12 protein-coding genes are annotated in these 13928 nt (G+C 47.2%); 10 read left to right on the top strand and 2 right to left on the bottom strand.

Annotation, left to right across the window (positions count from 1 at the left end):
* The first annotated feature begins 147 nt into the window (after nucleotides 1-147).
* From C1I60_RS17445 to C1I60_RS17460, 4 genes are all read left to right on the top strand, one after another.
* Entirely contained in the window at nucleotides 148-1641 is a 1494-nt protein-coding gene (locus C1I60_RS17445; RefSeq protein ID WP_137062875.1) for a tagaturonate reductase, read from the top strand.
* 17 nt (nucleotides 1642-1658) lie between these two features.
* The gene (locus tag C1I60_RS17450) at nucleotides 1659-3158 is read left to right on the top strand and encodes a UxaA family hydrolase (protein ID WP_137062876.1); all 1500 of its coding nucleotides are present in this window, start codon (nucleotides 1659-1661) and stop codon (nucleotides 3156-3158) included.
* Between the two features lie 130 nt (nucleotides 3159-3288).
* The gene (locus C1I60_RS17455; protein ID WP_137062877.1) at nucleotides 3289-3735 is read left to right on the top strand and encodes an acetyltransferase; all 447 of its coding nucleotides are present in this window, start codon (nucleotides 3289-3291) and stop codon (nucleotides 3733-3735) included.
* Nucleotides 3736-3968: 233 nt separating this feature from the next.
* On the top strand, nucleotides 3969-4826 hold the full coding sequence (locus C1I60_RS17460) for a DNA-binding protein (RefSeq protein ID WP_137062878.1): 858 nt from the start codon (nucleotides 3969-3971) through the stop codon (nucleotides 4824-4826).
* A 187-nt stretch (nucleotides 4827-5013) separates the two neighbouring features.
* Here the strand turns inward: C1I60_RS17460 and C1I60_RS17465 are convergent, their stop codons facing one another.
* Nucleotides 5014-5904, bottom strand: coding sequence for a hypothetical protein (locus C1I60_RS17465; protein WP_137062879.1), 891 nt, complete (start codon nucleotides 5902-5904; stop codon nucleotides 5014-5016).
* A gap of 259 nt (nucleotides 5905-6163) precedes the next feature.
* Between C1I60_RS17465 and C1I60_RS17470 the strand changes: the two genes are divergently transcribed.
* The 6 genes from C1I60_RS17470 (at nucleotide 6164) to C1I60_RS17495 (ending at nucleotide 13478) form a co-directional block, all read left to right on the top strand.
* Nucleotides 6164-7123: an ABC transporter permease gene (locus tag C1I60_RS17470; RefSeq protein WP_137062880.1), complete on the top strand. Its 960-nt coding sequence runs from the start codon at nucleotides 6164-6166 to the stop codon at nucleotides 7121-7123.
* Nucleotides 7124-7137: 14 nt separating this feature from the next.
* Nucleotides 7138-8025: a carbohydrate ABC transporter permease gene (locus tag C1I60_RS17475; protein ID WP_137062881.1), complete on the top strand. Its 888-nt coding sequence runs from the start codon at nucleotides 7138-7140 to the stop codon at nucleotides 8023-8025.
* Between the two features lie 26 nt (nucleotides 8026-8051).
* Nucleotides 8052-9698: a type 2 periplasmic-binding domain-containing protein gene (locus tag C1I60_RS17480; RefSeq protein WP_137062882.1), complete on the top strand. Its 1647-nt coding sequence runs from the start codon at nucleotides 8052-8054 to the stop codon at nucleotides 9696-9698.
* Between the two features lie 31 nt (nucleotides 9699-9729).
* Complete coding sequence (locus C1I60_RS17485; protein ID WP_137062883.1) at nucleotides 9730-11718, top strand: sensor histidine kinase; 1989 nt, start codon at nucleotides 9730-9732, stop codon at nucleotides 11716-11718.
* On the top strand, nucleotides 11708-12535 hold the full coding sequence (locus C1I60_RS17490) for a response regulator transcription factor (protein ID WP_137062884.1): 828 nt from the start codon (nucleotides 11708-11710) through the stop codon (nucleotides 12533-12535). Before C1I60_RS17485 ends, C1I60_RS17490 begins: the two co-directional genes overlap by 11 nt.
* Nucleotides 12536-12665: 130 nt before the next feature.
* Nucleotides 12666-13478, top strand: coding sequence for a DUF3891 family protein (locus C1I60_RS17495; protein WP_137062885.1), 813 nt, complete (start codon nucleotides 12666-12668; stop codon nucleotides 13476-13478).
* 115 nt (nucleotides 13479-13593) lie between these two features.
* Here C1I60_RS17495 and C1I60_RS24570 read toward each other — a convergent pair whose 3' ends face one another.
* Nucleotides 13594-13731 carry a hypothetical protein gene (locus C1I60_RS24570; RefSeq protein WP_170970840.1) on the bottom strand — a complete coding sequence of 46 codons (138 nt, stop codon included), beginning with the start codon at nucleotides 13729-13731 and terminating at the stop codon, nucleotides 13594-13596.
* Between the last annotated feature and the right edge of the window lie 197 nt (nucleotides 13732-13928).

A 13928-nucleotide genomic window follows, 5' to 3' on the forward strand; every position in this document is an offset into this window, starting at 1 on the left:
GTTGCATAGTTTATATGTTAACGTGTTCATATTATTGTCATTAATATTTTGAAAAACCAAAAATGTTGAGAAAACTATTTTGTTAACGTGTGCATTGTGATAAAATGTTGTTGAAATCATTAAGGTAATAATGGGAGGTTACTCCGGATGAAACAAGTAGATGAACTAGACCAACTAAACAGAAAAAGCTTCATTGTATCAAGTCCTTTTCCTGAAAGGGTGCTGCAATTTGGGGAAGGCAATTTCCTGCGTGCTTTTGTAGATTGGCAATTCGATAAAATGAATAAGCAGGCAGAGTGGAATACAGGTGTCGTTATTGTACAGCCACAGGCAGGAGGCATGGTGGAGAAGCTCAACGAGCAGGGTGGCCTGTATACGGTTATTCTCGAAGGGATGAAGGATGGGCAGGCCGTGAAGGAGCATACTGTTGTGGAATGCGTCACCCGAGGGCTTAACCCGTACGGCCCAGATTGGTCAGAATATGAGGCACTGATCCAAAAACCGGAGCTGCGCTTTGTCGTATCGAACACGACAGAAGCAGGAATTGCTTACGGACCGGAGGATCGGCTGGAAGATCGCCCGCAAAAGAGCTTTCCAGGTAAGCTGGCTGCTTTGCTCTATAAGCGCTTTCAATTTTTCAATGGAGATCCAAGCAAGGGCCTGGTAATCATTCCATGCGAGCTGATCGACCGCAATGGAGATGCGCTCAAGGAAATTGTATTGAAATATGTAGATCAGTGGAAGCTTGGAGCTGAGTTTACATCCTGGCTGGAGGAAGCGAATACGTTCTGCAACAGCCTCGTGGATCGGATTGTGCCGGGTTATCCCAAGGACCGGATCACAGAGATTCAAGCAGAGTTGGGGTATAAGGACAGCCTGATCGTTGTCGGTGAACAGTATCACCTGTGGGTCATCGAAGGACCACAATGGCTCAAGGAAGAATTACCTGCTCATCTGGCTGGACTGAACGTACTGATCGTCGACGATATGGCGCCATACCGTACACGCAAGGTGCGTATTTTGAACGGGGCACATACGGCGCTTACGCCTGTCGCTTATTTATATGGTTTGGATACGGTAGGGCAGGCGGTCGAGCATGATGTCGTGGGTGCTTTTATCCAGTCACTCATTCGAGAAGAAGTGATTCCAACGCTGGATTCCCCAGCAGCGGAATTGAATGTATACGCCGATGATGTCATTGAACGGTTTCATAATCCGTATGTGAGTCATTATGTCATGAGCATTGCACTGAATTCCATATCCAAGTTCAAGACACGTAATTTGCCTTCCTTGCTTCAATATGTGGAGCAACATAAGGAATTACCTGTAAAAACGGTATTTTCGCTGGCATCCTTATTCGTATTTTACGGGGGAAAGAGAGACGGCGAACCGATTGCCTTGGCAGACGAAGCGGAAGTGTTGACCGCATTTGGCGAGCTGTGGAGCGGATATAACGGAACACTTGCCGGAGCGAAGCAATTAACGGCACAGATACTGAGCAAGCATACCTGGTGGGGGCAAGACCTGAACGAGATTGCAGGATTGGCTGAACAGACGGCACAGCATGTGTATGAGATTACAAGCAGGGGAATGAAGGATACGCTGGATTCTCTAACCGGGAACAGCGTACCCAGAGCATAAGCAAGGAGGAGACTGGAATGCTGGAATTCATTCAAATTCATGATCAAGATAACGTGGCTGTTGCTTTACGTGATTACAAGCAGGGCGAGACGCTGGCGTGGGGAACGCATGGAGAACAGCGCGTGATGTTGGCTGAGGATGTGGCGCGTGGGCATAAAATTGCATTGCAGAACATTCCTGAAGGTGGAAATGTGCTGAAATACGGATATCCGATCGGCCATGCCATTCAGCCCATTCAGGCAGGGCAGCATGTGCATACGCATAATACGAAGACGAATCTGACGGGCGTGGAGGAGTACTCTTACAAGCCTAAGCCAGCGCCTCATTTATATGAACAGGAAAGTCGTACGTTTCAGGGTTATCGCCGAAAGGACGGCCGCGTGGGGATTCGCAATGAGTTGTGGATTGTGCCAACGGTCGGTTGTGTGAACGGGATTGCCGAGCTTATTTTAAACCGTTTCAAGCAGGAAGCAGGCGATATTTCGCCTTTTGAAAATGCACTTGTGCTCAAGCATAACTACGGCTGTTCCCAGTTGGGAGACGATCATGCATATACGCGCACGATTTTGATTGATGCGGTGAAGCATTCCAATGCGGGTGGCGTGCTGGTTCTTGGCTTAGGCTGCGAGAACAATGAAATGAAGGAGTTTAAGGAAGCCATCGGGGAATATGACCCGGAACGGGTGAAGTTTTTACTTTCCCAGGAAGTATCGGATGAAGTGGAGGAAGGGGTACGGCTGCTTCATGAAATTTATGCGGCCGTGCAGGAAGATCGGCGGGAGCCCGTGCCTTTAGCTGAGCTGAATATCGGGCTGAAATGCGGCGGCTCTGACGGCCTGTCCGGTATTACCGCCAATCCGCTGCTCGGTCGGCTGTCGGATTATATGGCTGCGCAGGGCGGAACGACGGTACTCACTGAGGTGCCGGAAATGTTCGGCGCGGAGACGATTCTTATGGAACGTGCGGCAGACGAGGAAGTATTCGGCAAAATCGTGCATCTGATTAACGATTTCAAGCAATATTTTCTGGATTACAAGCAGCCGGTATACGAAAATCCGTCGCCGGGCAACAAAGCAGGAGGCATCACGACACTGGAAGATAAATCGTTGGGCTGTACGCAAAAGTCCGGCTCTTCTACGGTCACCGATGTCATTCAGTACGGGGAGCGTCTCAAAACCAAGGGACTCAACCTGCTCAGCGCACCGGGGAACGATCTGGTTGCTTCTTCGGCGCTTGCGGCAGCGGGCTGCCAGCTCGTTATTTTCACAACTGGACGCGGTACGCCTTTCGGTTCCTTCGTTCCGACGATGAAGGTTTCGACCAACTCGCCGCTTTATAAGGCCAAACCCCATTGGATCGACTACAATGCAGGTTCACTGGTGGAGGATGTTAGTATGGAGGATGCGCTCCGCAGCTTTGTGGATTACATTGTCGATGTAGCCAGCGGAACCTGGGTGAACAACGAGAAGAACAATTTCAGAGAGCTGGCTATTTTTAAAAACGGTGTTACGTTGTAATCCTTTACAACGAGTGGGGAGGCGGAAGAATTCTGTCTCCCTTTTGGTGTTTGTTTGTCTCTTAATAAATATGCTAGACTTACTGGAAAAGTTAACTTAATGAAATTTTACGAGTACGGGGGGATATGAAGTGCAGAATGAAATTGTTGCTTATCGGGAAGAAAATCATGATCAGCTCGTAGATATTTGGCATCGGGCTGTACGTCAGACTCACACATTTTTGACGGAAGAAGACATTCAATTTTACCATCATATCGTGCGAAATGGTGCACTAAGAGAAGTTGAGATTTGGATGGAGTGGAACGAAAACCAAGATCCAATAGGGTTTATCGGACTGGACGGGATTAAAATAGAGATGTTATTCGTTGACCCTAAGCGACACGGACAGGGCACAGGCAGCCGCTTAATCCGGCATGCTGAAAAAATAAAAGGCAAACGTCTCAAAGTGGACGTTAATGAGCAAAACGAACATGCACATGCTTTCTACAAACATTATGGCTTTGTACAAACAGGGCGATCCGCACTGGACGGATCAGGGCGAGCATTCCCTTTACTTCATTTGGAGAAAAACAAATGAACGATTGAAGTTTACCAAATCCGTAAATCCCGTTTACCTCTGCGTAAATGGGATTTTTTCTCATAAAAAGCTTGCGACATAGTTGATTTTATGATATAACTTAATTAAGTAATAATTACGTAATTAAGTTATTTTATCATTAAATCATATCATGAACGGCATTCAGTTCATTCTTTGGTTTGGTGAACTTTCTATTTCGTGAATATGATAAGTCGGACAAGGAGGTGGGGAGGGTGGATGAACTTGTTCACTCCGACATCACAGATTTAGATACACTTGTTAATATGATTAAGCTGTCATTTTCGTTTAACGACGGAGCCAATATGATTGCATTATGTGATCATCTGTACGACCGTGCCAGCCAGAAGTATCAGGAGTTACAGTTCTACAAAGCACACAAGAAACCCGTACAACCCATACATACCAGACGTCCACTAGTATATTACTATGGATACAGTCATCTGATGAAAGGAATGGCCTTCCAGAAACAGGGCAAATATGATGAAGCCCGAGATTGCATCGAAAAGTATGCCGAATTGGGCTGGTTCAATGGTCTTGATCCTCACGGGGAAGCGGAAGTCGAGTATTATCGCCATGCAGCTAAAGCCAATCAGTATGCTCTTGATATTTTGTCAGGCTGTTTCGAAGTGTTGCAGGAATATGTTCAATTTCTTCAGGACAATCCAGAAGAACTGTTACCGGGGCTTCTTTCCATCGTGGAGGGGGCATCCAGGCACGACTATTCTTTAGAGACTGTGCTAGAGCCCTTTGTTGAACAAATTGACGATTTCAAATATCTCGAAGAGCCTGTGAATGTGTCTTATTATTTTCGCTTTTGCTATCAACTGTCTCTCTATTACATCAAGCAGCAGCAGTTCACGGTTGCGCTGGACTATATTTTGCAATCCCTCATGCTGTCAGATACCCTGGGTATGGAACATGAGCATGAGTTCAGGAAGTGTACCGCCATATTTGAGATTTTCAGATCCCAAGCTACGGCAACACAGCAAGACCAATATATAACTATTTTAAAAGGAGTGTTAAAGGATGAAAAAATTGATTTCACAGCCTCTGTCGCTCAGTCTGTTTAGCTTGCTGGTGTTTGTTACAAGTCATGACCTCATTTCCGTGTTTTATCATGGAGCAAATCATTAATTGGACAGAAGTAAGTAGAAAAAGTTCTCCAGCAAGTAGATATTTGATGTAAAAGTATGCCAAATAGCAAGTAAGCTCATTAGGAATCGGGCTTGCTTGCTATTTGGCGCCGTTATATGAAGACTAAGCAGTTGTAGGCTTACGCAGAGCACCCTGCTCTGATGGATGCAATGAAATTTTCAACTGCTGGTAGGTCGGGAATGTTTCTTCTAAAAGGTACGGTGCACTTTTGAATGCCGCATCCAATGCCTGTAGAAAAGAACCGACGAACTGCTCTGGAGAAAAGTAAATGCTTTGCCCGATCATGTGAATGTGAAGCTCATTATGATCCCGGTTGCTCACCGAAAGCAATAATCCCTTGCCCTGAAAACCCGTTTCGATTGCACGTACTTTATTTATGCTTGAGAGCAGCATTTCTGTTTTCAACGCACGACCCTGTTCCTCTATAAACACGGAAATCAGGCGTTTATTCGTCACGATCATAATTTGGTTCCCTCGAAACGTATGGGTAAGATGCACAAAATCTTTATACACGCCAATCGTCTGCTCATGGGGAGAGATGATCCCCAAACGTACAAACTCAGCCAAGTCGGCGGCATCAGGCTCCTGATGATTTTTAATCCGTTTCTTGATACTGAACTGAAGGGTCAGAATACCAAAGATGGCTGCAACAAAAGGAATCAGCCCGCCGCTAAGCACAGTGAAATTCAGAACAATAAAAACTCCTAACAAGCATTGCACCCAGGTGATATAACGCAACTTTTGCTGAACGGTACGACGATAGTAGCGGAAGCGTTTTCCCGGTTGGTATTCCACAGAAAATTTCGTCATCCCGCGCATAAGCATTAAGCTATAGATACATAAAATAGTAGCTCCAACTGTAATGAGAGCCAAGAGCCACTCTTGAGCAACTATGCCAATTAAGGCGCACAGCCCGCACAGGATGATCCCCGCCCAGCAGGCAACTCTTTTAATGCGAATCTGTTTTTGAATCGAACGAACTAATTCATCCATTTTTCTTAATCCTCCTGATCTAGATGTATAGGTAATGTTTGGAATAACATGTGGTCTTATCGTACCATTGGATAGTCTTTTTCGTAAATTAATAGATTGTAAAAAATTCGCAACAGGCCAAAAATATTCTGCGACTCGGAATGCTGCTACCTGAACTTTAGACACCAAAATCAAAAAAATCGGTACTACTCATGAACAGCAGAAGCCTCTAAAATAAGAAATGTAAGTGCTTACATTATAGAGAAGGGAGGTCTGTCGTATGAGTACAGAATGGAGGCCGCGACAACAGCCGCCTAGCCAACCCGGAAAAGGGAGAGTACTGGCTCGTAAATGGGTGCAACAAAGACATTTGCAGACCATGGCGCTGTTAGGTGTGGTATGGATGATTATTTTTCATTACATTCCGATGTACGGCATTCTGATTGCCTTCAAGCATTTTGACATCATTGGCACCATATCAAGCGCACCTTGGGCGGGATTGGAGCATTTTCGGGCCTTTCTGGAGGATGATAACTTTTGGTATGTTGTCAAAAATACGCTGGGCATCAGTCTGCTCAAGCTGGCAATCGGGTTCCCGTTGCCCATTTTATTTGCTTTGTTCCTGAACGAAATCCGGTCTACGCGGTTTAAAAAGTCCATTCAGACCATTTCGTATCTTCCTCATTTTTTATCATGGGTTATTCTTGGCGGGATCTTAACGACGTGGCTGGCAGATACCGGGATGATCAATCATCTGTTGCTGGCTTGGGGCTGGATCGAACAGCCAATCAGTTATTTGGCGGAGCCGAGCTACTTTTGGGCCATTGTCGTCAGCTCGGATATCTGGAAGGAGCTTGGATGGTCGGCCATTATTTATTTGGCAGCCATGGCGGGTGTATCGACGGATATGTATGAAGCGGCGACCATTGACGGAGCTGGACGGTTTCAGAAAATGTGGTACGTCACGCTTCCTGCGATCAAGGGCACGATATCCATTTTGTTTATTTTGGCGGTCAGCGGGATATTGAACTCTAACTTTGACCAGATTCTCGTATTACGTAACTCACTGAATGAAAGCGCAAGTAATGTTGTGGATATTTATGTATATCAGGTGGGCATACAGCAGGGGCGCTTCTCATATTCGACCGCAGTGGGGTTGCTGAAATCGGTTCTTGCTCTTATTTTGCTGATGATCGCCAATTCGGTCACCAAGCGGATTAATAATACATCCCTATTCTGAAGGAGGACGGCTGCATGCAGCTATTGCAACGCAAAACGACAGGCGAAGCGATATTCGATGTCGTGAACAGCGTCTTCATGCTGATCATATGTTTTGTAACGTTGTATCCGGTGTGGTACGTGCTGGTGAACTCCTTTAACGAAGGAGCAGACGCCATGCGGGGTGGTATTTACTGGTGGCCGAGAGTATTTAGTCTGGGCAGCTATCAGGCCGTGTTTGCGAACAACGGTATTATGACCGCGATGGGGGTGACCATTACCAAGACGGTAATCGGCACGATTGTACATGTGTTTTTTACCGCCATGATTGCATATGCATATTCCCGTAGGGAGCTGATTGGGCGCAAGCTGTATATGCTGATCGGTACGATAACCCTGTTTTTCGGCGGGGGATTGATTCCGACGTATTTGCTGATACGTGATCTCGGGCTGTTGGACAGCTTTTGGGTGTATATTATTCCGGCGATGTTCAGCTTTTTTGATCTTATAATTTTTATGGCTTTTTTCCGGGAGCTGCCGGATGCATTGGAGGAAGCGGCGAAAATAGACGGGGCGAACGATTTCAGTATCTTTTGCCGGATTGTGCTTCCCGTATCCATGCCCGTGGTAGCGACGATTGCGCTTTTTCATGGGGTGTACCAGTGGAACGATTATTTTACCGGAATGATCTATATCAATAATACGGACCTTCAGCCGATTCAGACGTATTTGTACCGTGTTGTTGCCCAATCCAGCTCTAATCAGATGATGTCTGCTGCACCGGGGATTGTTGCCCAGTCCGTCACTTCGCAGTCGATCAAGCTGGCGACGATGGTCGTGACGACACTACCGATTGTACTGGTATATCCTTTTCTGCAAAAATATTTCGTCAAGGGTCTGATGATCGGCTCGATCAAAGGATAGCACATCATCCAAGGGGGAGATTTATGATGAACATTCGCAAATGGCAGAAGGGGCTGCTGGCTGCCGCTCTGCTGGCGGGTTCGCTCGCAGCATGTACGTCCGGAGGAGGCGGAGCTGTCACGGAATTGAAGGACGAGATGACAAAGGCTACGGCAGATGCGCCGGGATGGAAGGCGGATACGGAGCCGATTACGTTTGACTGGTATTTGAACTTTTCCTGGTTCCCGAACAAGTGGGGCACGGATGAGACCTCGAGGTATGTTACGCAGAAAACCGGGGTCAGCGTCAATTTTATCGTACCGGCAGGGAATGAAAATGAGAAGCTTAATACCATGCTGGCCTCGGGCAAGCTGCCTGATTTTGTGACGCTCGGTTGGGGAGAGGATGCAGTCAAAAAAATGATCGAGGGCAAAATGGTGCTTCCACTCAACAAGCTGGCTGAGAAATACGATCCGTATTTGATTAAAATGGCTGACCCGGCGAAAATGTCCTGGTATCAGCAACCGGACGGAAATGTATACGGCTATCCCAACGCTTCCTCTTCACCGCAGGATTATCAAAAATACGGGCAAAATTTTGTTTCTAACCAGACGTTTATGGTGCGGAAGGACATGTATGAGGCGATTGGTAAGCCGGATATGAGAACACCGGAAGGATTTTTGAAAGCGCTTCAAAAATCGAAAGAGAAATTTCCTGATGTGAACGGTCAGCCGCTGATCCCGATCGGGTTTCACGAATTTACGGACAACGGGAATTACTCTTTTGAAGACTATTTACTCAATTTTCTAGCCATTCCTCATGAAAAGGACGGAAAGCTGTACGACCGCCGTTCAGACGAAGAATATATTCGGTGGCTCAAAACCTTCCGTCAAGCGAATGAGCAGGGGCTGATCGCCAAGGATGTATTTATCGACAAGCGTCCGCAAATGGAGGAAAAGGTAGCACAGGGCCGGTATTTTGCTATGCTGTATCAGCGCTCCGACTTTGCTGGACAACAGGCTACATTGTATGCGAAGGACCCGAACTCCGTCTATATCGCGGTCGATGGGCCTTCGAACAGCAAGCTGGATCCGCCTGCGCTGGCTGGACCGGGTATTTCTGGCTGGACGGTAACGCTCATTTCCAAGGATGTCAAAGACAAGGAGCGGGCTATTGAATTCCTGACCTACCTGATTAGCGAGGAAGGGAACCGTGACCTGTACCTCGGGGAGCAGGGGAAGCTGTGGGAGACGGTTAACGGTAAGCCAGCCTTCAAGCCGGAGGTGCTGGAGCAGATGAACAAGGACCGCGCTACTTTTGATAAAAAATATGGTGCTGCCTTCACCTTCTGGATGCTGATGGACACGAATATGAATTTGCAGTGGGCGCCGCCCAGCGTGGATCCATACAAGCAGCCGGAGGATTGGACGAAGGGCAAGACAAAAGGCTTCTCCCAATACGACAACATCAAACCGACCGGAACATCGGCAGAGGGCATTGCGTCAGGACGGATAGACCAAATCTGGGGCAAGGCATTGCCAAAGCTGCTGCTGGCTTCCTCGGATGAAGAATTCGACCAATTGTTTGCCCGCTTTTTGGAAGATCGCAGAAAAGCCGGATATGACAAGGTCATGGCTTATCAGCAAAAGGCCTATGAAGAAAACCTCAAGAAAATAGAGCAGTTCACCAAATGATCTGATTTATTGAACCTAAGGATGTGATTTCATGCCAAGCCGCAGACGTCCACGAATAAAAAGACCGCTGCTCCGCGAAGTATGGCGGTGGCTGACGGATACGGCGGATCGGCTTGGTGGCTGCTCTCTTCAAGTCAAGCTCATTGTCGCATATATCGCCGTTATTTTAATCCCGGTTGTATTATTCTCGCTATATACCTTTCACCAGCTATACGAGAACACCATGCAAGAGATTACCGCCCAAAATCAGTATGTGCTGGATACAGAGCTGGCCCATATTCACAGCAATATGGAAATTATGGAGCGAACCGCACAGCTTGCGATTTCAGATCGCAACGTACTCCGTTATTTGACTGAGGAACGTGAAATGAGCAGTGATGAGCTGGTGCAATTCAACATGAACGTGTTTCCGAATTTGCAGCATTTGCTGTACAGCAATCCCAATGTGGCGAATATTCGGCTGTATACGAGCAATCCACACGTACGCGAAATATGGCCGATGATTTTCAACGAGTCACGATTACCTATGGTTTCCTGGCTGAAAACGGCTCAACATCAGCAAGGAAAAATCTGGTGGGAAATGTATCAGGGACCGAAAAGCTTGCTTCGAGGGCAAGCACGACAGGAAAGCGAAACGGTGCAGTATATGGCTTTGCTGCGTGAAATTCAGGCTGTAGGAAGTGCTGGAGAAAGACACGCGGGTTTGGTGGAGACGAACATGAGGCTGGAGTTATTTTCGCCCAGAGTATTTGATACTCCGCAAGATAACCGTGCATCGTCACAAATGCTCATATGGGGCGGCAGCGATTCCAGCCCATGGAACAGCGGCAAGCCCATGTCTTTTAACGATATAGCAACAGCCTCCCCTCTATCCGATGCGCTTCCCATACCTGAGTCCAATTTGCGCCATCTGTTTCAGTCCCGCGTTCAGGGACCGGGTGGTGCTTTTGATTTTACTTATGAAAATAAGCCTTATCTCGGTCTGTACCGTTCTATAGAAGGGCTGGACGCTTATCTGCTAAACGTGGTAGCGCTGGACCGTTCGCTGGGTGATCTCCGTCAGAAGCGCAATGCTATGCTGCTTATTATTTGTGTACTGATTTTGTTGATGTCACTTATTTCCTACACCTTGCACGCTTTTATCCTCAAACAGCTTCATACACTGCGGGAATCCATGAAGAAGGTACAGCAGGACGGAGACTTTCAGCTTCGGATTCCCGTGTATGGACGTGGAGAGGTGGCGGAGCTGGCCCTGTATTTCCGCAGTCTGCTGAGTCAGATTAACGGGCTTATTGCTGAGGCAGTACACAAGCAGGCTGCTGCTCAGGAGGCTGAATTGCAAGCACTCAAGCATCAAATTGATTCCCATTTTCTTTATAATACGCTGGAAAATTTAAAAATGATGGCAGAGCTGGAGCGTCAGTATCCGTTGTCGGATGCCTTGACCTCTCTTGGCTCGATGATGCGTTACAATCTCCAATGGTCCGGTCCATATGTTGCGCTGCGGGACGAAATCCGCCATATTCAGCATTATGTGGCTATTATGAACATTCGCCATGACAACCAAATTGGTCTGGAGGTTCATCTGCCGCCAGCGTATATGGAGCAGGAAGTGCTGAAAATGTCGCTACAGCCTGTGGTGGAAAATGCCATCAAGCACGGCTGGAGTGCATTACACAATGAAATGGATGGATGGGAACAGCCTGAACGGACATTCAGCATTACCATAGAAGCCTGCATGATGCAGGAACGATTTGAGCTGCGCATTCGGGATAATGGAGCAGGGATACTCGAGGAGAGAAGACAAGACATTATGTCAGGTCTGGGACAAAAAGATATGGATTCTCGTGAGCCGGGAGTGAATGGAGGGATCGGTTTGCGCAATGTGCATCGTCGCCTGAGTATGCATTATGGCGTCGGGTACGGCATCCGACTGGACAGTATCCTCGGACAATCGACGACAGTGACCCTGATTTTGCCCAGACGTCACATGATGAGCGGGGTGGACAATGGCGACTAGACTATTGATTGCGGATGACGAAAAGAACATTCGAATGGGCCTTCAGGCCATGATTGAACGGGAATTTTCCGGCTTATATGAATGTGCACTAGTCAAGGACGGAAGAGAGGCTTGGCAGCATGTACAGCACTATTCACCTGAGCTGGTCATTACGGATATCCGTATGCCTGTCATGGATGGCATTATGCTGATGCAGCATATCCGCGAGCTGGAGCCGGGACGCAGGCCTATGGTGATCATTCTCAGTGGATATGACGAGTTCCAGTATGCAAGAGAAGCGATTCGCTGCGGAGCACGGGAGTATTTGCTCAAGCCGATTGTCAGGGAGGAGCTGTTCGGTGCGCTGGCAACCTTGAACGAGGAATTGGAGCAGCACGCAGGTCAGGACAGACTGGAACAGAGGAACCCTATCATAAACGATAATATTGTCGGAGTGGAGAAGGATAGACGGGCCGGAAGTATGGATGGTGCTAGTGTCACCGCCGATAGAAGCGGTAGTATGACGCGAGCTATCCAATACATCCATGCTCATTACAGCGAGGATTTGAATATGGCGGTAGTATCCAATTCGGTATCGTTGAATTACACGTATTTTAGTCAGGCGTTCAAAGCCTATACAGGCATGAGCTTTGTTCAATATGTAAAAAAATTGCGCATTGCAGAGGCCAAGAAACTGCTGGGGTGTCAAGGCGGCAAGATTTATGAAATTGCAGCTGCCGTAGGCTTTGACAATGCAAAGCATTTTAACAAGGTATTTCGTGAGCTGGAAGGGACGACGCCGCAGCAGTTTCGAGTGAGGAAGCTTACGGGTAATTAGAAGTAAGGATGCGGAAAACTTCACTGCCTTTTTACCCTTATCCTGATATAATAAAAATAAGTATAACCATGCCTTCAAACAGAGTTTTTTACACGAATCAGATGAATCGCCGGACGGAAGGGGAGAGCATATGGTTATTTATGAAACGGACCAAGCTTATATGATGACGACGCAGCATGACCATGCCCATATTTCAGGGGAGCTGGCTTCACAGTGGGAAGAAAGTGCCTTTAAGAATCGTCGGCACAAGCAGGATTTTGTATATGCAGCTCGGGAGCATGACCGGGGGTGGATTGAGTTGGACGCCGCTCCTTTTTGGAATGATCAGGTATCTGCACCCTATACATTTATTGATTTTCCACTCCATCCACGTTTTGTGTTCTATCGTCTCGGGATTGATGAAGTCGAGCAAGTGAATTCCTATGCCGCGCTGCTATGCAGCCTGATGTACAAGGAGCTAGTCGGACGGACTGAGCATAAGGATGCTCAGGACAAGCAAGTGGCGTGTGCTTATCTGGAGGCAGAGGAGCAGCGTCGGCACAGGCTCAAGCAGGAGATGTCATTTGGTGTAACCTTTGACCATCAAGTGCGGACGGATGTACGCAGAATGTTGTTCTGCGACGAATTGAGCCTGTTTTTGTGTAGTCGGGAGCCGGGTACACCTACTGCGGATTATGAATGGTTCGCTGACGGCTTGAGCTTTCCGGCAGTTCGCCATGAAAGCGAGCGAGTACGGGTCGAGTGGCTGTCCGATCAGACTGTAGGCCTTTCCTTTTTCCCTTTTAAAGGCAAGGTGAGAATAACCCATACCTTCAAAAAGGTAGATAAAGAGCAAATTCGTACAGCAGGTCTTTTACAGGCCTATCGTTCCTCCGAATGGATGCATCGAACCTTTACCGTCGAACATATTTTGGAAGTAGAAGAACATCAGGAGAATGTCTGACCGTCTTCAAATACTGCTTCGAACGGGCATTGTGTTCGTGGATGCAGAGGAAGCCAGAGCAGAGCCCCCCTGAATGACTATTCAGAGAGGCTCTCTTTTTTCTTGGATTAAAGCTTTACCATTTTGTAGATGTTCTCGCGCGGTTGATCAAGGTCTGTGCCTTGTTCAATACCTTATTGCGGGCCCCTTTATTTTTCATCAGATACGCAACACCCATTCCCAATGCCGCTATGACCCATTTTTTATTCTTCATGATTCATGCCTCCTTATGCTCATGTTGTCATACACAAACGATTTAAAATCATCCAAAATGTGAAATGATGAACGGGATTTCACGATTTAGTGCTTCATTACGCCCGTTCCGCATAACTATGATTTTACCCTTTCCATCAAATCTTACCCGTTCCTTCGTCCATGAAACGATTACGACTGCCTATTCACGTTTAATGG

Origin of the sequence: Paenibacillus terrae (assembly GCF_005217525.1) — a bacterium.
GTDB classification, from domain to species: Bacteria; Bacillota; Bacilli; order Paenibacillales; family Paenibacillaceae; genus Paenibacillus; species Paenibacillus terrae_C.